16 protein-coding genes and 1 pseudogene are annotated in these 22,386 nt (G+C 66.2%); 4 read left to right on the top strand and 13 right to left on the bottom strand.

From position 1 onward, the window contains the following. Window positions 1–174: 174 nt before the first annotated feature. From C5E07_RS16730 to C5E07_RS16705, 6 genes are all read right to left on the bottom strand, one after another. On the bottom strand, window positions 175–1,191 hold the full coding sequence (locus C5E07_RS16730) for an SDR family NAD(P)-dependent oxidoreductase (RefSeq protein WP_104300884.1): 1,017 nt from the start codon (window positions 1,189–1,191) through the stop codon (window positions 175–177). 55 nt (window positions 1,192–1,246) lie between these two features. Further along, window positions 1,247–3,343: a hypothetical protein gene (locus C5E07_RS16725; protein WP_104300882.1), complete on the bottom strand. Its 2,097-nt coding sequence runs from the start codon at window positions 3,341–3,343 to the stop codon at window positions 1,247–1,249. Window positions 3,344–3,369: 26 nt separating this feature from the next. Continuing rightward, window positions 3,370–5,847, bottom strand: coding sequence for a glycoside hydrolase family 2 TIM barrel-domain containing protein (locus C5E07_RS16720; RefSeq protein ID WP_104300880.1), 2,478 nt, complete (start codon window positions 5,845–5,847; stop codon window positions 3,370–3,372). Between the two features lie 189 nt (window positions 5,848–6,036). Beyond that, entirely contained in the window at window positions 6,037–7,533 is a 1,497-nt protein-coding gene (locus tag C5E07_RS16715) for an aldehyde dehydrogenase family protein (RefSeq protein ID WP_104300878.1), read from the bottom strand. After that, on the bottom strand, window positions 7,530–7,949 hold the full coding sequence (locus C5E07_RS16710) for a carboxymuconolactone decarboxylase family protein (RefSeq protein WP_104300876.1): 420 nt from the start codon (window positions 7,947–7,949) through the stop codon (window positions 7,530–7,532). Before C5E07_RS16710 ends, C5E07_RS16715 begins: the two co-directional genes overlap by 4 nt. After that, on the bottom strand, window positions 7,939–9,540 hold the full coding sequence (locus tag C5E07_RS16705; protein WP_104300874.1) for a GMC family oxidoreductase: 1,602 nt from the start codon (window positions 9,538–9,540) through the stop codon (window positions 7,939–7,941). Before C5E07_RS16705 ends, C5E07_RS16710 begins: the two co-directional genes overlap by 11 nt. 78 nt (window positions 9,541–9,618) lie before the next feature. On the opposite strand from C5E07_RS16705, the gene C5E07_RS16700 reads away from it, so the two are divergent. Beyond that, entirely contained in the window at window positions 9,619–10,203 is a 585-nt protein-coding gene (locus C5E07_RS16700) for a TetR/AcrR family transcriptional regulator (RefSeq protein WP_181058127.1), read from the top strand. A gap of 58 nt (window positions 10,204–10,261) precedes the next feature. Here the strand turns inward: C5E07_RS16700 and C5E07_RS16695 are convergent, their stop codons facing one another. Further along, window positions 10,262–10,714: a MarR family winged helix-turn-helix transcriptional regulator gene (locus C5E07_RS16695; protein WP_104300870.1), complete on the bottom strand. Its 453-nt coding sequence runs from the start codon at window positions 10,712–10,714 to the stop codon at window positions 10,262–10,264. Window positions 10,715–10,832: 118 nt separating this feature from the next. Between C5E07_RS16695 and C5E07_RS16690 the strand changes: the two genes are divergently transcribed. After that, on the top strand, window positions 10,833–12,272 hold the full coding sequence (locus C5E07_RS16690) for an MFS transporter (RefSeq protein ID WP_258064015.1): 1,440 nt from the start codon (window positions 10,833–10,835) through the stop codon (window positions 12,270–12,272). A gap of 65 nt (window positions 12,273–12,337) precedes the next feature. Here the strand turns inward: C5E07_RS16690 and C5E07_RS16685 are convergent, their stop codons facing one another. From C5E07_RS16685 to C5E07_RS16665, 5 genes and pseudogenes are all read right to left on the bottom strand, one after another. After that, window positions 12,338–12,808: a MarR family winged helix-turn-helix transcriptional regulator gene (locus C5E07_RS16685; protein ID WP_104300868.1), complete on the bottom strand. Its 471-nt coding sequence runs from the start codon at window positions 12,806–12,808 to the stop codon at window positions 12,338–12,340. Window positions 12,809–12,855: 47 nt separating this feature from the next. Further along, a complete protein-coding gene (locus C5E07_RS16680; protein ID WP_104300866.1) occupies window positions 12,856–13,899 on the bottom strand; it encodes an SMP-30/gluconolactonase/LRE family protein in 1,044 nt (347 codons plus the stop codon). After that, entirely contained in the window at window positions 13,899–15,749 is a 1,851-nt protein-coding gene (locus C5E07_RS16675; protein WP_181058125.1) for an NAD(P)/FAD-dependent oxidoreductase, read from the bottom strand. The genes C5E07_RS16680 and C5E07_RS16675 overlap by 1 nt, the downstream gene beginning before the upstream one ends. A gap of 301 nt (window positions 15,750–16,050) precedes the next feature. Beyond that, window positions 16,051–16,965, bottom strand: a pseudogene (locus tag C5E07_RS16670) (ABC transporter substrate-binding protein); the annotation flags it as partial. Window positions 16,966–17,019: 54 nt separating this feature from the next. Then, a complete protein-coding gene (locus C5E07_RS16665) occupies window positions 17,020–18,255 on the bottom strand; it encodes a family 1 glycosylhydrolase (protein ID WP_104300860.1) in 1,236 nt (411 codons plus the stop codon). Window positions 18,256–18,426: 171 nt separating this feature from the next. On the opposite strand from C5E07_RS16665, the gene C5E07_RS16660 reads away from it, so the two are divergent. Further along, window positions 18,427–19,833 carry an MFS transporter gene (locus tag C5E07_RS16660; RefSeq protein ID WP_104300858.1) on the top strand — a complete coding sequence of 469 codons (1,407 nt, stop codon included), beginning with the start codon at window positions 18,427–18,429 and terminating at the stop codon, window positions 19,831–19,833. A 99-nt stretch (window positions 19,834–19,932) separates the two neighbouring features. Here the strand turns inward: C5E07_RS16660 and C5E07_RS16655 are convergent, their stop codons facing one another. Beyond that, window positions 19,933–20,892, bottom strand: coding sequence for a LacI family DNA-binding transcriptional regulator (locus tag C5E07_RS16655; protein WP_181058123.1), 960 nt, complete (start codon window positions 20,890–20,892; stop codon window positions 19,933–19,935). A 209-nt stretch (window positions 20,893–21,101) separates the two neighbouring features. Here C5E07_RS16655 and C5E07_RS16650 point away from each other — a divergent pair, with 209 nt between their 5' ends. After that, the gene (locus C5E07_RS16650) at window positions 21,102–22,373 is read left to right on the top strand and encodes a M23 family metallopeptidase (protein ID WP_104300854.1); all 1,272 of its coding nucleotides are present in this window, start codon (window positions 21,102–21,104) and stop codon (window positions 22,371–22,373) included. Window positions 22,374–22,386 lie beyond the last annotated feature (13 nt).

Raw genomic sequence — 22,386 nt, 5'->3', positions numbered from 1 at the left:
CGCCCGCCCGATGTGTCAACAGGGGCATTCATGCCTGCGGGCCGCAGGTGACTTACGCAAGCTCACGCAGATTGCTCCCACAGGTTGTGGCCAAAATGGCTTCAGGCGCATGCAGAAAAGCGCTGCATGCGCCTGAAGCCAGAGGTGGGCAGGGGCTGGACAGCCCTAGCTAGGTCAGAACACCGACTCGCCGCCGTCGGACGGGAGGATGGCGCCGTTGATGTTGACGCCGTCGTCGCTGAGCAGGAACGTGATGGAAGCGGCCAGCGCTTCCGGAAGGGCGATCGGCACATCCGCGACGTGCGTGTCGAGCCGTGCCTTCCCGAACGGGTTCGCGCCGGTCGGGCGCATGCCGGTGAGGGTTCCGCCGGGCGCGACTGCATTGGCTCGGATGCCGTACTGCTCGTACATGAAGGCGGTGCTCTTCGTCAGACCGATGACTGCGGTCTTGGAGGCCGTGTAAGCGACGCCGGCAGAGGAGCCGCGGAGCGCCGCCTCCGATGCGATGTTCACGATCGAGCCGCGCTTCTGGGTCATCATGAGCGGAACCACGGCACGGGTCAGGCGAATGACGCCGAACACATTGACGTTGAACACGCGCTCGAGAACCGCGTCGGAGACCTCGTGCACGGGGCTGAAGTCGTCCAGCAGCCCGGCCACGTTGGCGAGCGCATCCACTCGTCCGCCGGTCGCCGCGATGATGTCGGCGATGCCGTCGATCGACGTGATGTCGGCGGCGACGGGAGTGATGGCCAGGCCAGGAAGGCTGTCCGTGAGGGTAGCCAGGCGCTCCGCCGAGAGGTCGACCGCGACGACGTGGCCGCCCTCCCGTGCGACGCGCGAAGCGACCGCCCTACCGATGCCCGAGGCCGCGCCGGTCACGATGACCGTGCGACCGTCAAAACGTTCGCGGGTGACGGATTCGGTCCATCCGGTTCCCGAAACCTGCTCGCCTTCCTCCGGAGAGCGACCCCCGTTCACCTGCCCCACGAGTCCATCGAGCAACCCATCCGGCGCGGAGCCCGCGGCGTTGATGAAGCGCTCGATCGGCAGGTTGCGCATGAGTGCGACGGCTTTCTCGTCCATCCCGGCCTGCGCGGCGATGCCATCGATGATTCGAGCGCCGACGGGGTGCGCGAGCCAGGCGCCGATCGTGCTGTCACCGCTGAGGAGAGGGGGCTGGTCTGACATGTGTTGCCTTTCGTGAGGAGGGAGGTCGAGTTCGAGGAAGTCGCGGCGTGCAGGCTTACGGCCAGAGGACGAAGCCCTCCGCAGTGACCTGCCAGCCGTCGGGGAAGGCGGGGGAGCCGTCCTGGCCCGACGACGCCAGCAGTGAGACGGCCGCCAGCAGCGCACCGTTGCCAGGAAGGTAGATGGGCAGGATGGAACCCATCTGGCTGTTGTGGCCGACGACCGTGTACTGGTTCTTGACCTCATCGCGCAGGAGCGCGTCGATGGCGACGTCGGCTCGTCCGAGCCTGCTGGCAGTCATCGCCATGACCGGGAAGTCCCATCCCCAGGCGGTCGGCCACTCCCAGGTGTCGAGGGCGTCGGTGAGGGTTGCGCGCATGATCTCGGGGTCGATCACGGGTGTCGGCGGGACGACACCGTAGGCCGCGAGCAGCGCCGGGTGGTCGTCGCGGCGCAGGAACGGCTCCGTGGCGATCGCGGTGTAGCGCCCCTCCACGACGTGAGGGGAAGCGATCCGCGACTGGGCATCCGTCCACTGCTCATCGCGGTCGAAGCCGGAGAGCTCGCGCCAGCGCTGGGCGATCTCGAGCCCCCACCACCAGTACGCGAGCTCGAACGTCGGGTCCTCCGTAGTGGTGACATCGTAGAATTCCTGCGCCGGCATCACGGGCGACAGCAGGTGGAGCTCGCCGTCGCGCTCTTCGAGGAAGGCCGCCATGAACGTCGCGGTCTCGTGGGCAACCTCGGCGAACTCCTGCGCGAGCGAGGCCCGCTCGGTTTCGGATGATGCGCGCCACACGAGCTCGAGCAGGTACAGGATGTGCGGCTGCTGCCAGATGAGGAAGGAGCCGATCGGGTCGGGGCTCTCGATTCCCTGCGGCCCCACTTGCTTCGGCCAGCGGGCGCCTGGGTACCCCTGCCCTGCGGCGGTCCGTCTTGCCTCGTCAAGGATGTCGCGGTACCAGCCCAGACTGCGGCGCAGGAGTTCCGGCCGCCCCCACGAAGCGAAGTGGGCTGCGTGCCAGAAGTGCATCTCGAGGTGCGACTTCCCGGACCACGAGTTCGTGACGAGTCCCGTCTCTTGCGGAGGCATACTGCCAGCCGAGTGCACTGCCGTGAGGTACTGCGAGAGCACAACGCGCCGTTCGAGTTCGGTTGCGCGCGGGTCAGTGCTCCCGGCGAGATCGATCGCGGCACCCGACTGCCAGAAGCCAGCCCACGCGTCGCCGGAGTCAGCGACGACTTCGTCAAACGATGGGAGCCGCTGTTCAGCGCGCTGAGGGGAGAATCCCGCAACCAGCTCGAACGTCGCTTCCGCCGGAGCGATGTCGAACTCGTGGGCTCCGGCTGGCGTCACGAGGGAACCGTCCGTGAACGCGAGGGCGACGTCGTATCGGGTTGCATCCAGCACCCGGTGGATGCTCGCCGTCGCGGCGCTTGATCGATACAGCGCCGAGCTGTGCCGGTCGGGCTTCCCCCAGTCCGAGGTCTGGAAGAACCCGTCGTGCGCGTACGGGAACCTGACGGAGACCGACAGCTGACCGGTCGCGAACAGCTCAGACTGGATACGGAAGGCCACCGTCGAATCCCGAGGCGCGGCCACCGTCGTGACGCGGACGGTCTCGCCCCTGAACCCGAAGGAGGTCGAGAGGACTCCCGTCCATAGGTCCAGCGTCTGTTCGGTGTCCTCGAGTTCTGACGGCTCAACCTCCATCAATGTCCCGTCTGCCTGCCGGAAGCTGAACCCGATTCGCCCGAGGTCGAGTCGTTGCGGGTTCGCATTGAGCCAGGCCCCTGCTCGATTCTCCTCGGAGACCTGGCCGCGCATGGCCCCTTCGAGGTCGTGACGATCGGGGTAGCGAACCGGGCCGCGACGGGTCTGGTGGTCGCTCATCGCATCCTCGAGCGTGAAACCGTCGGGGTTGGGCATGGCGTGCCAGCCCCACGTGGACATCGTGGCCGTGTTGACCGTCGTCGGCCCGCCGCGCACCGCCAGCAGGGGGTCGTGGAACCGCGTGAAGGTCTGCATCCCGGAGATGTCAGCCGTGTAGGCGAAGTCGCCGTTGCCCACGGAGAGCACATGCTGCGGGTCGGGCGTGCTGATCCGCGGGTTATGTCGTCGGACGAGCTCGAGTCGGTTGATTCCAGTCATGGCGTATCTCCGTTCCGGTTCTGGCGTCAGGCCGCGGTGAACGTCACCGAGGCTGCCGGGCATCCGTCGGCCGTCGCGGTGACCGTGATCGTCCCGGCGCCGGTGGGGCGGATGATCGCGACAGCTCGCCCGTCGAAGGTGCTGTGGCGATCACTCAAGAAGGTCTCGGTTGTCGTCGGAGCGCCGCTGCCGAAGCCCTGGAGGACGGCTGGTCCTTCGATGACGACGGAAACCTGTCGGTCGAGCGTCACGTGCAGGGTGCCGTCGGAGTCCGTCAGCGCGAGATCGATGTAGCCGAGATCGGTGCCGTCTGCGCGCAGTTCGGTGCGCTCTGCGAGTGCGGTGATCTGCAGAGCCGAGCTCGCGCTGCGGAGGGTGGACCGCCCTGTTTCGGAGCCGTCGGTGTAGGCGACCGCGGTGAGCTCACCCGGCTGGTAGACCGTCTCGAACGAGACCCGGAACGCGTGTTCCTCGCCGACGGGGGAGCGATCGATCGGGGCGCCGTCGAGGAGCAGCTCGATCTCTTCAGCATCGCTGTAGACCTCGACCCTGATCGGAGCGCCTACCGACTCTGGCCATGACCAGCTGCCGAGCGAGTTCGTCCAGGACCAGGGGGTTGCGACCGCGATGGTCCTGTCGTGGAACTCGGGACGGTCGACCGCGATGTAGGGCGCGGACCGCAACCCGAAGACGGTCTCCCGGTAGAAGGAGATGGGGCGCCGAGTTCCCGCGATGTCGATGTCGCCGCACCAGGCCGTGAGCTCAGGGAAGCCGCCGGAGAACGACTTCGACTCAGGCTCGCTGTCGTCGTGCTCGTTCTTGTTCTCGGACTTCGCGTAGCGGACGGTGCCGATCCCGGTCTCGCCCAGGTAGTCCCATCCGGTCCAGGTGAAATCGCCGAGCACGTGGGTGTTGGCCTCGACCAGCTGCCAGTTGCCGGCGATCGACGATGGCCAGGTCTCAGTGCCCACGATGATACGGTCGGGGAAAAGATCACGGTCGAGCTCGTAGCGCGCATCCGAGTAGTTCATGCCGGCGACATCGAGGACCGCGTAGGACTCCTCGGTTCGCAGCGTTGCCGGTTCGGAGGTCTGGATCGCGCTCATCATGCTCCCGAAGCCGGCCATCATCGTGTTGACTCCACCGGTCGGCTGGGCGGCCGTCGCGTCGCGGCGTGCCTGCATCTGCGGCACGATCGTGTCGATCATCGAGACGAAGCCGTTGATGCCGTTCGTGACGTACCGCGTGTTGTCGAGGGACCGCACCTTCTCCGCGAGGCGACGCCCCCAGGTGGACCCGATCCGTGTGCCGGTCTCCGGGATCTCGTTGCCGATCGAGTAGAAGATCACGCTTGGGTGGTTGAAGTCCCTCGCGACCATGGCCTCGACGTCACGCTCCCACCATTCCGGGAAGTCGAAGGCGTAGTCGAAGTCGGACTTGCCCGAGGTCCACACGTCGAACGTCTCGTCCATGACGAGCATGCCGAGCTGGTCGCAGGCCTCGAGCAGCGCGGCGCTCATGGGGTTGTGCGCGCTCCGGATCGCGTTGAACCCCGCCTCTTTCAGAATGCGCACGCGTCGCAGCTCTGCAGGCAGCATCGAGATCGCGCCGAGAGGGCCGTTGTCCGAGTGGATGCACGCGCCCCGGAGCTTGATGCTCTCACCGTTTATCCGGAGGCCGTTGCGCGGGTCCAGCTGCAGCGTGCGGATGCCGAAGGTGGTTGTCTGCGCATCGACAACTGTCTCGCCGTCGCTGAGCGTCAGGCGCACCGTGTGCAGGTTCGGGGCGTCGACGCTCCAGAGGTGCGGGTCTGCGACGTAGAGCCGGTGTCGAACGGATGCGGTCGTTCCCGGCAAGAGCGTCACGGGTGAGGTCCCGGAAGCCACCGAGGTGTCGTCGGGCCCCGTGATGTCGGCGGTTGATCGCAGGTGCGTTGTCAGCGAGCTGGCATTGGAGATCTCTGCTTCGATCTCGATGACGGCGGTGCCGGTTTCCACGTCAAGCGTGCGGATGCGGACCTCGTCCGGCACGAAGTGGACGGGTTCTTGGACGATCAGGTGCACGTCTCGGTAGATGCCTGCGCCCGCGTACCAGCGGCTGTCGAGGTGGGTGCGGCATTCGACGCGGATCTCGTTCTTGCCGCCGAATTCCAGGTACGGGTCGATGCGGACATGGAACCGCGAGTACCCGAACGCCCGCTGGCCGGCCAGGTTCCCGTTCACGAAGACGGCCGCGTCGCGGTAGACGCCGTCGAATTCGAGGAGCACGTGCTTGCCGCGGAGCTCGACCGGAGCGTCGAACGTCTTCGTGTACTCGAAGGCGCCGCCGTTGAAGTAGCCGTTCGTCTCGCCCCGCGGCGCTGAAGCGTCACGAGCGGTCGTGAGAAGTGCGTCGTGAGGCAGTGTGACGTCGGTCCAGCTCGAGGCTGCGGTGCCGCCGAGTTCCGCGAAGGCCGTCACCTTCGTGCGGAAGCGCCAGCTGCTGTTGAAGGTCTCTCGGGTCATGATTTCGGCTCCAGAACGTCGCTGTCCAACACCACACGGTAACGCGCGATACCTGACACGTTATCGGGGTTGGTATCACGCGTCAACTCACCAGGAACGTGACCTCAGGGACAGCGACAACGAAGCCCCCGACTGCCCAACCGGGGCGGCGGGTCCATAACTCTCCTCTCCCACGACCCCGGTGGCACCTCAAGCTGCGGGGATCCCGATGGCCTTCAGCTCCATGTACTCGCGGAAGCCCTCTTCGCCGTTGCGGCGTCCGATGCCGCTCTGCTTGTATCCGCCGAGGGGGGTGGAGACGCTGAAGTACATCCCGCCGTTGACGGAGATATTGCCGGCGCGAAGGCGCCGCGCAACTGCGAGGGCGGACGACTCTGAGCCGCCGCTCACTTCGCCCGCGAGACCGTAGATCGTGGCGTTCGCGATCTCGACGGCTTCGTCGACCGTGTCGTACGGGATCACGCACAAGACCGGACCGAAGATCTCCTCCTGAGCCAGCGCGGAGTTCGGATCGACATCGACGAGCACCGTGGGCTCGACGTAGTAGCCCGGGCGGTCGCTCATCGCGTGGCCACCGACAAGCAATGTCGCTCCTTCAGCGACGCCGTTCGCGATGGCCTCGACGATGGAATCTCGCTGCTTCGCGCTCACTTGAGGGCCTTGCAGGGTGCCCATGTCCCAGACGTCCCCGACGGGGACGCGTTCGAAAGTGGCCTTGAGGATCGCCTTCGCCTCTTCGTAGCGACTGCGCGGAACAAGCAGACGAGTCGAGAGGGTGCAGCCCTGGCCAGCGTGTGAGCAGACGACGGCCGCGCCGGGAATGACCGTGGCGAAGTCGGCGTCTTCCAGAACCACGTGGGCGGACTTGCCTCCGAGTTCGAGGAAGATCTTCTTCACGGTGTCGGCGCCGGCAGCCAGCACGCGTCGCCCCGTCGCTGTTGAGCCAGTCAGCGTCACCATGTCGACCCGGGGGTCGGTCGTGAGCTGCTCCGTGACGGAGTGGTCGGTGGTCGTCAGCACTTGGAAGATGCCGGCCGGGATGTCGGTCCGCTCGGCGACGAGGCGCCCGAGCTCGAGGCCGCTCCAAGGAGTGATCTGCGCGGGTTTGAGGATCACCGCGTTGCCGGCCGCGAGGGCCGGAACGGACTCCGCCACGTCCAGGTAGAACGGGTAGTTCCAGGGAGTGATCGCGGCAACGACACCGGTTGCCTCGTGCCGCATGATGCGACGGGAGGTCCTGCCGCGGTTCTCGTGAGGCTCCAACTCGTACTCGTAGGTGAAGTCGCGCGCCATCTCCGCCCAGTACTTCGTCTCCTCGAGCGGCTGCTTGAGCTGGACGGCGTAGGTGAGAGAGATCGGGCTGCCGGATTCCGTGACGATGATCCGGCGGAGTCGTTCCTGCTCATCGTTGATCGCCGCATGCAGCTGCATGAGACAACGGCTGCGGAACTCAGGGTCGTTCGCCCAGGAGCCCTCGTCGAACGCGCGCCTGGCTGCCGCTATGGCACGCTCCATGTCCTGAGCGGTAGCGGACGCGGCCAAGCCCGCGACCTCTCCCGTGCTCGGGTTCATATTCTCGAGCGTGCCGCCATCCGAGGCGTCGGCGAGCTCGCCATCGATGAGCAGGCGTGATTCACCTGCAAGTGGTCCCTGAGAGGTGGCAGTTGTCGGTGCAGTAGGGGTCATGCGTCGTCTCCTTCTGGTTCCCGTTCCTGTTCTGAAACGGTCGTGAGGTGCTCGTGGTCCGCGAGGGCCTGGTCGAAGCCCGAGCTGGCGGCGGTGGCGTTGCCCCAGCCCACGTAGTAGGCGAGATGCAGGGCGGCTTCTCGCAGCTGTTCGGCGTCGAACTCCCCGTTCCGGAGCCCGCCGAGCGCCTGGATGCGGATGAGGTCGGCACGGCCCAGTGCGGCGGTCGCGCCCAGGACGAGCAGCCTGCGGTCGCGGATGGAGAGGCCCGGTCGAGACCAGATGTCGGCGAAGAGATGCTCGACGGTGTCTCGCAGGAGCGGGGTGCGACCCTCTTCGGGCAGGCGCTGGGAGAACCCTGCTCCGTAGACCGCATCCATCACCCGAGTGCCATCTTCCCAGGCCTCAGCGCTCATCGAGGATCATCTCCGCGGCTCGCCAGGCCATGGCCATCGCGGGGGCGTTGAGGTTGCCGGAGATCATGGCGGGCATGACGGACACGTCGACGACGCGCAGGTTGCTGACGCCGCGCACTCGCAGCTTCGAGTCCACGGGCGCAGAGTCTTCCGGGCCCATGGCGACGGCTCCGCATGCGTGGTAGCCGGTCCCGCCGTAGAGGAACGCTGATCTGAGGATCGCGTCGTCGTCGTCGACGACCGCGCCAGGCTGGATCTCGGCCGCGACGATCTTCGAGATGGGGGATTGGGCGACGATGCTTCGCATCCTGCGGAAGAGGGCGATGGTGCTCGTGCGGTCGTGGTCCGTGGCGAGGTAGTTGGGATCGATCCGCGGCGGCGCCAGAGGATTGTCGCTCGTGACATGGATCGTGCCCTCGCTCGTCGGACGCGAGGTGAAGCCCAGAATGGACAGGCCGGGCCGGTTCTCGACGCCGATGCTGCCGGAACCGATGCCCATGGAGTACGGAGTCAGCAGCACCTGCGCATCCGGCCTCGACAGCTCCGGGCGCGTTTTGAAGAACGCGAGCATGTCGTACGCGGGGGTCCCGATCGGCCCCTTGCGAGTCAGAAGCCATTTCGCGCCGGCTGCGCCCTGCCGGATCTTCGAGGAGAGCTGTCGGTTATAGCCGACGTCCTTATTCAACCTGACCTGGAGGGGGATGCACCGGTGCTCACGTACGCCCTCGCCGACGCGTGCGCTCGAGACCCGCACGTCGATCCCCGCGGCTTTGAGCACGTCGGGCGCGCCGATGCCGGAGAGCTCGAGCAGCTGCGGGGAAGCGATGGACCCCGCCGAGAGGATGACCTCGCCCCTGGTGTGGAATTCCACACTCTGCTCGCCCGTGATCGCCTCCACGCCAACGGCCCGATCTCCATCGAACAAGAGGCGCGTGGCCCGAGTGCCGGTTCGAAGCGTGACGTTTGAACGCTTGAGTGCCGGGTGCAGGAATGCCTTCGCTGCGGAGACTCGCATGCCGTTGCAGATGGTGGCTGGAGCGTACCCGATGCGTTCATCGTCAGAGGCGTTGAGGTCCGCGACCTTGGAGATGCCCAGCTTGCCGGCGGAGGCCATGAGGGCCTCGTCGACCGGTTCGGTGTCCGAGCGGACGCCGACCTTCAAGGGGCCGCCCTGGCCGCGGAGCTCGGATCCTCCGAGAGAGTGGTCCTCCATCTGCCGGTAGACGCGGAGCATCTCATCCCAACTCCACCCCGGGTTGCCCAGGTTCTCCAAGTTGTCGTAGTCGGCCCGGGCGCCACGGTTGTAGACCATGCCGTTCACCGAGCTCGACCCGCCCAGCACCTTGCCGCGTATCCAGACCTCACGCTGCTGGTTCGGGCCGAATGGCTCTGTTGGGTAGTACCAGGCGTACTTCGGGTTCTTCAGGGTGAAGGCGATTCCCTTCGGAATCCTGATCATCGGGAACGAGTCGTCGCCGCCTGCCTCGAGCACGAGCACGTTGATGCTCGGGTCCTCGGACAGGCGGTTGGCGAGGACGCAGCCTGCGCTGCCAGCGCCGATGATGATGTAGTCGTATTGGCCGTTATTCACGAGGAAACTCCATTGTCGAATCGTGTTTTGCACTGAGTGCAATCGACGCCACCTTACACGGACGCGTACTGTCGTGGGGTGACCAGTGCTGCTCAGTTGATCGACGGCCCCCTCCCGCCGGCCCGTCTGCGTCGATGGAGACACATACGGGCGACGGCTGTCGCGCTGTTCGATCAGCACGGCTATGCGGTTGTGTCGATCGACGAGATCACGGAGGCCGCGGGGGTCTCCCGAAGAACCTTCTTCAATTACTTTGCGACGAAGGGCGGTGTGCTCTTCGACCCGGATCCGGAAGAGGCGCAACGGCTCTCGGCGCTCCTGCAGGAGGGGGCCCAGGAATTGGATCCCTGGGCCTCACTCGTCACGGCCCTCGAGGCCTATCTCGAGTTGCAGGAGGAGCTCGTCACCGCGCGGCGGCGCATCATCGATCAAGAGCCGTCACTCGATGCTGTGCACATGATGGCCAATGCGAACTTCGAGCAGAGCGTGCTCAACTGGCTCGCCGAGCGTGGTGTCGAAGGGCTGCGTGCCCACGTCTTTGCTGCGGTCGCCCTCGGTGTCGTGCGTGCCGCGTTCCGTACCTGGGATCCCGACGACGGCTATCAGGCGTTCCTGGCATCACTGCGCGAAGGCCTGGGTGTGGTGGGTATGGGGATGCGCTGAGGTGCCGGTTCCAGCCGTGCTTGAGCGGACCCGTCGGGTTCCGTGAACCCAAAGCCCCCTACTTGTGCGTGGGGTCCTTCAGTGAGTGGTCGCTGTAGCCCTCGATGTCCAGGTTGAAGCGATTGAGGTAGTCGGCGAACTGGTTGACGTCCTCGCTCGGCCACTCACCGAGTATTCGCTCCAATGCGCGCAATGAGCGAGCGCGTGCGCTGAGGAGCCGTTCTTCGCCCATCTCGGTCACGGTGAATTTACGTGCGATGCCACCCTCAGGGTCCGGGATGCGCTCGAGCATGCCGGCGCGCATCGCGGAGCCGGTTTGTCGATGCACGGTTGAGGTATCGAGGCGAAGGGCTGTGCTCAGCTCTCCGATCGACATCGGCCCCTGCAGATGCAGTCGGCTGAGGAGGAGATAGGCGCTTCGGTCGAGTCCGTCGTCCGCTCGATACTGCGAGGTGGAGAAGCGCCCGAGGAGCATCTGCTGGTACTCGATGTCGGCAATGCGTCGCTGCATCGTTGTCCTCCTCGGTCGCGATTCTCTGGTTCGAGTGCGAAATGATCCTACTCTCGATGTGTAATATGCATATGCACCCTACATAGAACTTGCATGATGCATACATCGGAGATTGATCTTGAGCTCTTCACGCACTCTGTCCGGCGCGATCGTTCCGGTTCTGGCGTTCGCGGGCATCGCCGCGGCGCTGACGCAGACGATGATCACGCCGTTGGTGGCGCAGCTGCCCATGATTTTCGAGACGGCTCCCTCGAACACCGCATGGATCGTCACCGCGACGCTGCTCGCGGCCGCGGTCGTCGTCCCGATCGCAGGGCGGCTCGGCGACCTGTTCGGCAAGCGCCGCATGATCCTCATCTCGACGGTGCCACTCATCCTCGGTGGCGTGCTGTGCGCCCTCGCGCCGAGCGTCGAGTTCATGATCGCGGGTCGAGCGCTGCAAGGCGCGGGTATGGGGATGGCACCCCTCGGCATCGCGCTGCTTCGTGACGTGCTCCCGCGTGAGAAGCTCTCCTCCGGCATCGCGACCGTCAGCGCCACGCTCGGGGTCGGTGGCGCGGTCGGGCTGCCCATCGCGGCCGCCGTGATCGAGTTCGCGAACTGGCGAGCGCTGTTCTGGGGAAGCGCAGGCGTCACCGTCCTCGCGGCCCTCGCCATCTGGAAGGTCCTCCCGTCCACTCCCGCGGGCGCAGCCGGCCAGCGCTTCGACGGACCGGGCGCCATCGGCCTGGGCATCGGTCTCGTCTCCTTCATTCTCGCGATCTCCCAGGGTGCATCCTGGGGCTGGGCGTCCGGAGCCACCATCGGCTTGTTTGTGCTGGCAGCCGCGACCTTCGTGCTGTGGGGATTCTGGGAGACACGAACGAAGGAACCGCTCATCGACCTGCGCACGACTGTGCGCCCCCGCGTGCTGATGACGAACATCGCGTCGATCTTCGTCGGGTTCGGCATGTACGCGAGCATGCTCGTACTGCCGCAGGTGCTGCAGCTTCCGTCAGAGACGGGGTACGGACTCGGCCAGTCGGTTCTCGCCGCGGGGTTGTGGATGGCGCCAGCTGGTCTGATGATGCTCCTGCTGTCACCCGTCGGCGGGCGCCTCACCGACTCGCGGGGGCCGAAGTTCACACTGACGCTGGGCGTTGCCGTGATCGCGGTGGGCTACGGCGTCGCCCTCCTGGCTATGGGTAGCGTCTGGGGCATTCTCGCGACGTCGCTTGTCGTCAACAGCGGAGTCGCCCTCGCCTACGGCGCCATGCCGGCGCTCATCATGGGGTCCGTGCCCCGCACCGAGACTGCGGCTGCGAACGGCTTCAACACGCTCATGCGCTCGCTCGGGACCACCATCGGTGCTGCGATCGTCGGCGTCGTCCTCGCGCAGATGAGTACGCCAGCAGGCGCGGGAGTCGTCCCAACGGAAGACGGCTTCCGAGCGGTGCTCATCATCGGCGCCGGCGTCTCGCTCATCGCCGCGGTCCTGGCTGCTTGCATCCCCTCGGCGCGGGAATCGACAGGGAGCGACGACGAGCTGCTCGAAACGCCCCAGCGGGTCACGGTCTGAGGCTGTTCTCGGGCCTCCGACGACGATGGTGTCGGTTAGTGGCCGTCAGGGTTAGCGTGTCCTGATCATGGGTCGGAGATGGCACTGCGCGCGGCCATGGTCCTCGCAACCGCCGTCATGCCTCGGAGCAGGGACCGAAGATCTTCGACATCGAGCTGGAGGAGGATGTCGTCGCGGAACTCGGGGCGGGAGACGACGAGGCTTCGCATCGCCGCGCGTCCGAGTTCGGTGGCCGTGATGCGTTTGGCGCGGGCGTCAAGCTCGTCTTCGGTCCTGCGCACCATGCCGCGATCTTCGAGGCGGTCGAGCAGCTTCGACATCGAAGCCATGGAGACACCGAACATGGTGGCGAGCTTCGCCCCGGTCGTGCCCGCGTCGGTCGTCACCAGCACCGTGAGCACCTTCATCTGCTGGATCGTGAGGTCCACGTCAAGGAGCGGCGGGAGGAAGGTGCGCAGTGCGGTCTCCTCGAACGAGACGTTCAGCTCGCGCACCTGAGCCGCGAGCTCATCCCGTTCGTCCCTCGGCCCATTCACAGGTCTAAGGTACGTCGAGATGAGGACTCGCGGCTCACGCGTCGCGGTCAGCCGCCGTTCGATTGACGGATGCCCTCGGCCAGCGAGTCGAAGGTGTAGACGAATCCACCGTCGCTTCCGCTCGCGGTGACGTAGCCCTTCGTGGTGCCCGGTTGGATGGCGATGTTCGTCGCCGAGCTGACACCCGCTTCTGCAGGGATAGTCACCTCCGCGATGAGCTTCCCCGTCGGGTCGTAGACGAGGATCGCCGCGCGATTGTGCAGGCCCACGTAGAGGTTGCCAGCGGCGTCGACGGCCGCGGAGTCGACCTGCGCGAGCCCGGCGTCGACGTGCATTGCTGGATGTGCGGTCGCGACCTGCATGCCGTCGTCGGTGAGTGTCAGGTAGTCGATCTGGTTGCCGGTGTTGTGTGTCACCCAGAGGCCGCTCTCGTCAGGGGTGAATGCAAGACCGTTCGCTGATGCGAGGTCGCTCGCAAGCACAGTGGCTGCGGAACCGTCGGCGGTGACGCCGACCAGCCTGCCCGTCGGCTCCCAGTATGGATCCTGCGCTCCCGCTGCGTCGGTGATGTACATGGTCCCGTTCTCAGCGAAGGAGAGATCATCCGGGTTCATCGGCGCGCCGTCGACCTCGCCCTCGAAGACCGGTTTCGCGCCCGTGCCATCTGCATCCATGGTCAGCACCCGACCTCCCATGAAGTCGGTGACGTACAGGCTCCCGTCGAGGGGACTGAACTGGGCGGAGGTGAGGACACTCGTGTCGTCCGTGTAGACCTGCGTCGCATCACCCGACTCCACGTCGACTCTGAGGACCTTGGCGGCCCCGGGAGGTGCCGTCACATCGACGACGTAGAGGCCGCCGTCCGGTCCGAACGTGGGACCCTCCAGCAGAGTCATGCCGGTGGCCTCGTGCACGGTGGTGATCTGCGCGAGCTCGGAGGCGGGAATCTCGACCGCCTGGGCACCGACCGCAGTGCCGTCCGTCGGCTCGCTGGTGCCGACCGCGGCGGAGCATCCGGCGAGGGGCCCGGCGACGAGGAGCACACCGAGCGCGGCCGAGGAGACGACCGCGGGGCGTGCGCGCCGTGCCATCAGTGGGTACCCACGCCCGCGGGCTCCCAGGATCGGGCCCTCCGGTCTGCATCCTCGACGAAGATCTCACCGATGCTCGTCTCGCGCCACCGCTTCAGGAGTCGGTGGAAGGCGACCGGACCCGGGCTGTAGCTCGCCCCGGCAATGGAACGGGTGCCTTCCCCGTTGTAGTACCCGGGAGTGCATTCGGCCTGGAATGCGCGGTTGTCGGCCGCGGTTGCGTGGACTTCGGCGACCCAAGCGGATTGTGCATCGAGGCTCGGTTCGAGGTATCGAACGCCGCGAGATCGGCCCGCCGCGATCACGGCGGCGATGTGCTCGGCCTGCTCCTGGAGGATGTGCGCGAAGTTCACGGAGTTCGCGTTCTGGATGCCGCTGAGGTGGAACAGGTTCGGGAAGCCGTGGCTGGAGAACCCGTGCAGGGTCTGCGGGCCTCGACTCCATGCCTCGATTAGCGTCTGGCCTCCACGGCCGAGAACGGGGAGTGTGCCGGAGACGACACCGGAGACACCCACCTCGAATCCGGTCGCGAAGATGACGCAGTCGACCTCGTACTCGTCGTCTCCGACGAAGATCGAGGTCTCCGTCATGCGCGTGATGCCGCCGTGGTCAGCGGTGTCGACGAGCGACACGTTGGGACGGTTGAAGGTCTGCAGGTATTCGTCGCTGAAGCCGGGACGCTTGCACATGTAGCGGTACCAGGGCTTGAGCGCCGATGCTGTCGTCGGGTCGGTGACCACCGAGTCCACCCGTGCTCGCAGGCGGTTCATCGTGATCGCGTCGTCGAGCTCGTCGCGTAGCTCTCGCTCCTCCATGCTGAGGCTGGTGTCGACGGCACCCGAGATGATCTGGCGCTGCAGATTGGTCGTGGCCGTCCAGCCGTCGGTCACGAGGCTCTCCGCCACCGGCTCTCCCGCAAGCACTTCGAGGAAGTTCTCCATGCGCTCGCGCTGCCATCCCGGCTGCAGGGAGGCAGCCCAGGCCGGGTCGGTCGGCCGGTTGTCGCGCACGTCGACGGTCGACGGGGTGCGCTGGAAGACGAAGAGCTGCTCCACGTCGCGCCCGACGTGCGGGATCAGCTGCAACCCGGTCGCGCCCGTGCCGACGACGGCCACTCGCTTGTCGGCGAGGCCGGTGAGCCCACCGTCGGCGGTGCCGCCTGTGTAGGCGTAATCCCAGCGACTCGAGTGGAACGTGTGACCCCGGAACGTCTCGATTCCCGGGATGCCTGGAAGCTTCGGCTGCGTCAGCGTGCCGGACGAGGTGATGACGTAGGTCGCGCGGAAGCGGTCTCCACGGTCAGTCTCGACACGCCACTCGTCGAACTCTTCATCCCATTCGAGGCTCGTGGCGCGAGTCTGGAAGATCGCATCCTCGTACAGATCGAAGCGCTCGGCGATGGCGATAGCGTGCTGCCGGATCTCCTCACCGGGGGCGTAACGCCACTTGGGGATGTAGCCGACTTCTTCTAAGAGCGGCATGTACACGTACGACTCGATGTCGCAGTGGATGCCCGGGTAGCGGTTCCAGTACCAGGTCCCTCCGACGTCGCCCGCTTCGTCCATGATGCGGATCGACTGCACGCCGGCTTGCCCGAGGCGGGCCGCCGCGAGGAGTCCACCGAACCCGGCGCCGATGACCAGTGCCTCGACCCGGTCCTCTCTGGGTTCCCTCTCGGTCCGCTCCGTGTACGGATCCTTCGCGTAGTAGCCGAACTCCCCAGCCGTCGCCCGGTACTGCGTCGCTCCATCTGGGCGCGCGCGTCGGTCTCGTTCCTCGCGATACTTCCGCCGGACGGCATCGAGGTCGATGTGCTGGTCGTCGCTGCTCGCTGCTCTTGGGCTGTTCATTGGCATTCCTCCGCGCTGGGTGGGGTCGGCGCGCGTCGCAGGAACAGCGGATACCGAGGCGTCTGCGTTCGAGCGGGCGCACCTTGCGGTGGCCGCGCGACCGACGCGTCTTCGGATCGGTGTCTCGCTTCGAAAAACGATTAACCTCAAGCTAAGCAAATTCCCTGGGTGTTTACTGGTCGGATCCGTCCTGCAGGCGTCGAGTCGCGCACGCGCGGGGCGAGAGCCGTTAGCTGGCGCGGAGACGCCGGGAGCCCCGAGCTGTCTCGCTCACTCGGGGCTCCTGCTACGCGGTCCAGTCCTACAGTGCGTCGGTGTAGGCGTCCTGCATTTCAGTCAAGACCTGCGCCGGGGTCTTCGAGCCGGCGAGGAGCTCCTGGACACCGGTGAAGTGAAGGTTCTGCACCTTTGCGGATGGCCAGGTCACGTCCATGAACGGTACGGTCCGGTTTTCCTCGACGAGCGGGATCTCGAGCTCGTTGATCTCGCTGGTCTCCACATCTCCGCCGTTGGGGGAGAGTCCATAGATGTTCGCCGTCAGCTTGCTGGCCTCAGGGGTGTTGAGGTACTCGAGGAAGGCGAGGCCGCCTTCGAGGTTGTTCGCCTTCGCGTTGACGCCCCAGCCAACGCCCAGCCCGAGCGGCAGTCGCGTCTCTGCAGCATCATCAGTCGCTGGCAGCGGAGCCTGCTTCAGGGTCTCTTCGGGGTTCGCCGCAACCATCTGCGATCCGATGGTCGAGATCTGCACAGCGGCCAGGGCCTTGCCTTCGCCGACCATGATCGACTGGTTCTCGACCGAGGTGCCGAGAGCATCCTGGTTGAAGCACTTCTTGTCGAACATCTCTTTGTACTGGTCGAGTGCCTTCAGCCAGTTGCTGTCCTGGAAGGTGGCGTCGCCAGCGAGCTGCTTCGTGTCGAATTCGGGGTCCTCGCCGTACACCAGCGTTCCGGCGAGTGCGTATGTCACGAGCTGCGTGACCCACTGTGTCTGCGCGCCCAGTGCGAACGGCACCTTGCCCGCGGCGTTCGCGTCGTCACAGAACGCGAGGACCTCTGTCCAGGTCGTAGGAATCTCGAGACCGGCCGCGTTCATGGCCTCCATGTTGTAGATCGGGCCAATCGTGTTGGCGGTGGCGAGGTCTGTATACATGAAGGACTTGCCGTCGATGTCGGTGATGCTTGTCACCGATTCCGGGACATCCGCAGCCCAGGCCTCGTTGGTGAGGTCGGCCGGGGGGGAAGCGTCAGCGCTTCGCTGTCCTCTTCGGCGTCATGACTCCGCATCACCGTCGAGTGCGTTCCGGCGGGCCACTTCGCCGAGCCAGCCGAGGCTGGGCTTGGGGGTCCGGTCGAAGTTCGGCGAGTCCCGCTCGACGGAGATGAGGCCGAACTTCGGCTTCCAGTGGCCCCACTCGTAGTTGTCGAGCAGGCTCCAATGGAGGTAGCCCCTGACTTCAGCGCCCTTCAGGATCTCCTGGTCGAGGCCGGCCAGCGCTTCACGCGTGTAGCGGATGCGTCGCTCGTCGTCTTCTGTGGCGATGCCGTTCTCGGTGACGAGAATCGGCAAGCCCGTCCGTTCCCAAGTGTGGGCGACTGCCATGCCGAGGGCGTCGGGGCGGTACGCCGTGCCGACCATCGTGTTGTCCGGGTGTGCCGGATGCGGCACTGTGCCGTTCTCGTCGACCTCCTGCGACGAGTACGACTGGACGCCGATGAAGTCATCTCCGGCCGCGGCGTCGAGGTACAGGTCCTCCCAGTCGTGTCTGACCTCGGTGAGCTTCTGTTCGTTGCCTGGCGTTGCGGTGAACGCCTGGTTGGCGACGGTCCAGCCGAGCTTCGCGTTCGTTCGATTCCGAAGGGCGTCCCTGGCTGCATGGTGGGCGTCGATGAGCTTCTGTCCGTACTCCGGCGTCGGTGCCGGGAGTGCGGCGGCGATCCTGTCCCTGTCCGTTTCCGTGTTCGTTTCTGTCGTAGGACTCTGCCACTGCTCGAGCGTGCCCGCGCGCATCTGCTCTTGCAGCATGATCATCATCGCCAGCATGTTCGGCTCGTTCATCGTGATCACCCAGTCGACCCCGTCCAGGATCTGCGAGACGGTCGAAACGTAGTCCGCGAACTGGGCTGGGGCGGTCGGTGCGAGGAAGCCACCCGCTTCGGCAAACCATCTGGGGCTGCTGAAGTGATGGAGGGTCACGACCGGCGTGATGCCGAGCTCGAGCGCCGTCTCGATCATCCGTCGGTAGTGGCCAAGTTCTGCCCTGGAGATGTGGCCGGGGCGAGGCTCGATGCGTGCCCACTCGATGCCGAACCGGTAGGAGTTGAGCCCGGAGTCGGCGAGAAGCTGCATGTCGTCACGGAAGCGGTGGTAGCTGTCCACTGCGTCTCCGCTCGGTTCCATGCCGGGCATCAACGATTCGCGGGCCCACCAGTCGCTGTTGGTGTTGTTGCCCTCGATCTGATGTGGCGCCGTCGATGCACCCCAGAGGAAGTTGTTCGGGAAGGCCATGTGCGAGTCCGTTCTTGCGTGCCGGAAAAGGAGTGGATGCATTTTCGGGGTCGCCATTGACAGTCTTTGTCGTCGTGGCTAACCTCGGGTAACGCGCGATACCAACGCGACCAACCTTAGACGCATGTGACCTGGGAGCACCAGGCACGGACCCGAACAACGGAGTTCTCCATGACGACAGACGACTTTGAAGCCGAACGGATCGCGTCGATCGATCTCCCCTCGAACCAGCTGGCCGCAGTCGAGGTCGGCGCCGCGCAGATCGCTGAAGCGGTCGTCGGCTCGGACGACTCGACCCCGGACAACCTCGCCCCATTCGGCAAGGGGTACCTCTGGGCGCTGTACATCGGATGGTTCGCGATCTACATCGCGTTCGTCACCCCCATCGCTTTCTCGCTCGCCATTCGAGTGGAGCAGGTGGCACCGGATGCGAAAGACTCCGCTCTCGCACTCGCAGCAGGCATCCCCGGAATCTTCGCCATCGTCCTGACGCCGCTCATCGGAGCGCTGAGCGACCGAACCCGGTCGAGGCTGGGACGGCGCCGCCCCTGGATGATCGCCGGTCTTACCCTGGGCCTCGTCGGCTCGCTGGCTGTCGGCCTAGCACCGAACGCATCCATCGTGGTTGTCGGATGGACGCTGGCGTACGTCGGATACACGGCCGCATCGTCGATGACCTTGGCCCACCTCGGAGACAAGCTTCCAGAGAACCAGCGAGGCAAGGTGCTGGGAATCACCGGAGCGATCAGCCAGATGGCGCCGCTCGCGGGAGTCCTGGTCGGAGGAGCGCTCTCTTCGAACGGCCTCGCGATGTTCGCGATTCCGGCCATCCTCGCGTTCCTCGGGTCAATCGTGTTCCTCGTTCGCATGAAGGACGATGCCCGCACGGAGAAGCCCGTCGTCACGAGCAAGGCAGTCGAAGCACGCAAGCTGCTCGTCGGGATGGTCTTCAACCCTCGCCGCTACCCCAACCTTGGCTGGGTCTGGCTGAGCAAGGCGCTCATCTTCTTCGCGCTCTCCTTCTCGTCGCTCTACACGGTGTACTTCATCGCAAGTCGCTTCGGGCTTGAGCCGCTCGAGGTGGCAGGGATGCTGGGGATCGCGGGCATCCTCGGTGTCGGTGCCGGCGTCGGTGGGGCCATCGGCTCGGGCATCCTCTCCGACAAGTTCGGGACTCGGAAGCCGTTCCTGATCGCGGCGGCGTTCATCATGGCCGGTGGCCTCGTAGTGACGGCGCTCTCGACGAGCATCCCGATGTTCCTCATCGGCAACGCCATCAGCGCTCTCGCGACCGGTGTCTACGGTGCAGTCGACCAGGCCCTTGCACTCGACGTCCTGCCGCGCGAAGAGGATGAGAATGGGCGCTTCCTCGGGATCCTCCAGCTCGGATCCACAGTGCCGCAGGCCTTCGGGCCCCTCGTCGCTGGTCTGATTCTGGCCACGTTCGGCGGCGAGTACGCATCGGTGTACTTCGGTGGCGCGATACTCGCGATACTCGGCGCGATCGCGATCATCCCCATCACCGTGGGGCGTCGGGCCGAGCTGCCGACGACGAGCCTGCAGGTTCCCACGAAGTAGCTCGCTTCGTGCAGCATGCGCGCTGCACGGGCTGCCCGTGGGCGTTGAAGCGGTCGGCTACGAACCGGCCGCTTCGGCGTTGGCGGGTACGGACGCTGCCTAGGTGCTTTCTCCGATGTTGAGCTCGAAGGTCGGCGTCTGGGATATGAGATCGTCCTGCTTCGGGAGACTTAGGCCCTCGACGACCGCCGCGACGATGGTCGACGCCGTCTGTGAGAGGTCGTACGCGATCGTCGTCAGTCGCGGAATAGAGACCTGCGAGAGCACGGTGTTGTCCATGCCGATCAGCCCCAGCTCGCCGGGGACGGACTTGCCGGCTCGGCGGGCAGCCGAAAGGAGCGTGAGCGCGACGTCGTCGTTGTAACACGCGATGCCCACTCGCCCCTCGGGAAGAGTGTCCAGCACCCTGGTCGCCTCGTCGAGATCGATACCGAGGTGCAGCTCGAGCGGGGCCGCGAGACCTGCGGCCGCACAGACCTCCAGGATGCCCTCGATGCGGCCATGGCCGAACGGGTCCTGTCGCTGGTCGGTCAGGCTGGCCGCAGCCAGAACGTCGAAACCTCTCGAGATGAGGTGGCGGGCCTGCAGCCGACCGATCTCGAGGTCGGTCGTGTCGCGGGTCTGCAGCGAGGGATCGATGGCGACAATGGAGCGGCTTGAGAGCAGCGCCCGCTCTTCCTCCCCGAAGGGCACCAAGGAAATCACGGCCCGGGGCTTGATCCCCGCGACGAGGCGGCCGAGCGCCGCCGCCGACTCGGTGGAGAGGTGGAGGACAAGGGTGAGCCCGTGCTCGGCAAGAACGCTGGTCGCCCCCTCGAAGAGGCCCTGCAGGTTGCTGCCGAACGTGGTGTTCGGGACCAAGACGATGACGAAGTCGCTCGATCCGTTTGCGAGAGCCCGACCGGCAGCCGACGGCTGGTAGTCGAGCTCAGCAGCTGCGGCGAGCACCCGCTCCCTCGTGGCCTCCGAGAATCGCTGCCCCCGTCCGTTCAGGATCTGACTCACCGCGCCCCGCGACACACCGGCGTGCCGCGCAACATCCTCACTCTTCGCGATCACGACAGCATCCGTCCATGAAGTCGAGGTTAACCGACGGAGCGAGGCCTCGGGGCGCTGTGGCACCCTGCGAGGCCCGGGCACCCCCATGGCAAGCAAAAGGATGCCTGTGGGCCCGGGCGGGTGCGGTAGGACGGGGATCACCTTCGACAGCCCGCCTGTAAGTATCGGCATGCCTGGCGAGCCTCCCTGTGCGAGCCTAAACTCAGCCCATGACCGGCATCACCGCACGGGGAGCGCGCGTCTGCGCGGCGGTCCTCGCGGCGGCTGCGCTCGCGTCGCTGAGCGCCTGCTCGGCGAGCCCGGCCCTCACGATCGGGGCGGATGCGCCTCCCGCGGTCACCGAGACCCCATCAGCCGCAGCACCTCCGGCGGCGAGCGGCGAGCAGTTCACGCCCGTCGTCGTCTCCGCCCTCGCCGCGCCCATCCCCGTGCTCGGCACGGATGAGCGCATCCACCTCGCCTACGAGCTGCAGCTCACCAACGGGTCGCCGTCGAAGGTCAAGATCCAGGCAGTCGAGGCGAGCAGTGGCGGAACGGTGCTGCAGGAGCTCGAGGGCGACGACCTCGACGACGTGATGCGCGTCGCCGGTGCCACCGACGGAGGCGGCGTCGAGCTCGGGCCTGGGCAGAACGCGACCGTGTGGATGGACGCGACCATCGCATCCGACACCGACGTGCCCGACCTCATCGACCACACCGTCACCGTCGAGATGCCCAAGGCGCAACCGCCGCTCTACGAGAAGACGATCGCCGAGACCACGCAGGCCGTCGCCGTCGACAGACGCGAGATCGCCGTCATCGGCCCGCCCCTGACCGGCAGCGGCTGGCTCGACGCCAACGGCTGCTGCGGCCTCACCGCCCACCGCGGCGCCGTCAGCCCCATCAACGGCGCCTACTGGGCGCCAGAACGCTGGGCCATCGACTACGTCAAACTCACCCCCACCATGCGGCTCTACGAAGACTCCCGCGACAACGCGCGCGGCTACCCCGGCTTCGGCGAGAACGTCATCGCCGTCGCCGACGGCCCCATCGTCGCCATCACGAGCGACCGCGCCGAGCAGAAAGCCGGCACAGCCCCCGGCCCGACCCTCACCCTCGACGAATACGGCGGCAACTACGTCGTGCAGGACATCGGCGGCGGCAACTACGCGTTCTACGCCCACCTCAAGACCGGCAACCCCTTCGAGCTCCGGGTCGGTCAGCAGCTCGCCCGCGGCGACCGCCTCGGGCTGCTCGGCAACAGCGGGAACAGCGACGCCCCGCACCTCCACTTCCATGTCATGGACTCCCCGAACCCCCTCGCCTCCAACGGACTGCCGTTCGTCTTCGACACGTTCACGCTCGACGGCCAGGTCACCTCGCAGGCCGCGCTCGACGCCGGCGAACAGGGCAAGGCCTACAAGGTCGACAAGGCAAACGCCGGAGCGCGCACCAAGCAGGTGCCGCTCACCGGCGACCTCATGACCTACCCCGCCGCGTAGCTCCGCCCCGCCC

Source organism: Pseudoclavibacter sp. RFBJ3 (assembly GCF_002931375.1).
GTDB lineage: Bacteria > Actinomycetota > Actinomycetes > Actinomycetales > Microbacteriaceae > Pseudoclavibacter.
The sequence above is the reverse complement of the archived record's forward strand: the minus strand, read 5'-3'. Positions and strand labels throughout refer to the sequence as shown.

Coding starts and splice junctions, on each gene's coding strand:
- C5E07_RS16730 (WP_104300884.1), bottom strand. CDS start 1,191: ATGTCAGACCAGCCCCCTCTCCTCAGCGGTGACAGCACGATCGGCGCC.
- C5E07_RS16725 (WP_104300882.1), bottom strand. CDS start 3,343: ATGACTGGAATCAACCGACTCGAGCTCGTCCGACGACATAACCCGCGG.
- C5E07_RS16720 (WP_104300880.1), bottom strand. CDS start 5,847: ATGACCCGAGAGACCTTCAACAGCAGCTGGCGCTTCCGCACGAAGGTG.
- C5E07_RS16715 (WP_104300878.1), bottom strand. CDS start 7,533: ATGACCCCTACTGCACCGACAACTGCCACCTCTCAGGGACCACTTGCA.
- C5E07_RS16710 (WP_104300876.1), bottom strand. CDS start 7,949: ATGAGCGCTGAGGCCTGGGAAGATGGCACTCGGGTGATGGATGCGGTC.
- C5E07_RS16695 (WP_104300870.1), bottom strand. CDS start 10,714: ATGCAGCGACGCATTGCCGACATCGAGTACCAGCAGATGCTCCTCGGG.
- C5E07_RS16680 (WP_104300866.1), bottom strand. CDS start 13,899: ATGGCACGGCGCGCACGCCCCGCGGTCGTCTCCTCGGCCGCGCTCGGT.
- C5E07_RS16675 (WP_181058125.1), bottom strand. CDS start 15,749: ATGAACAGCCCAAGAGCAGCGAGCAGCGACGACCAGCACATCGACCTC.
- C5E07_RS16665 (WP_104300860.1), bottom strand. CDS start 18,255: ATGGCCTTCCCGAACAACTTCCTCTGGGGTGCATCGACGGCGCCACAT.
- C5E07_RS16660 (WP_104300858.1), top strand. CDS start 18,427: ATGACGACAGACGACTTTGAAGCCGAACGGATCGCGTCGATCGATCTC.
- C5E07_RS16650 (WP_104300854.1), top strand. CDS start 21,102: ATGACCGGCATCACCGCACGGGGAGCGCGCGTCTGCGCGGCGGTCCTC.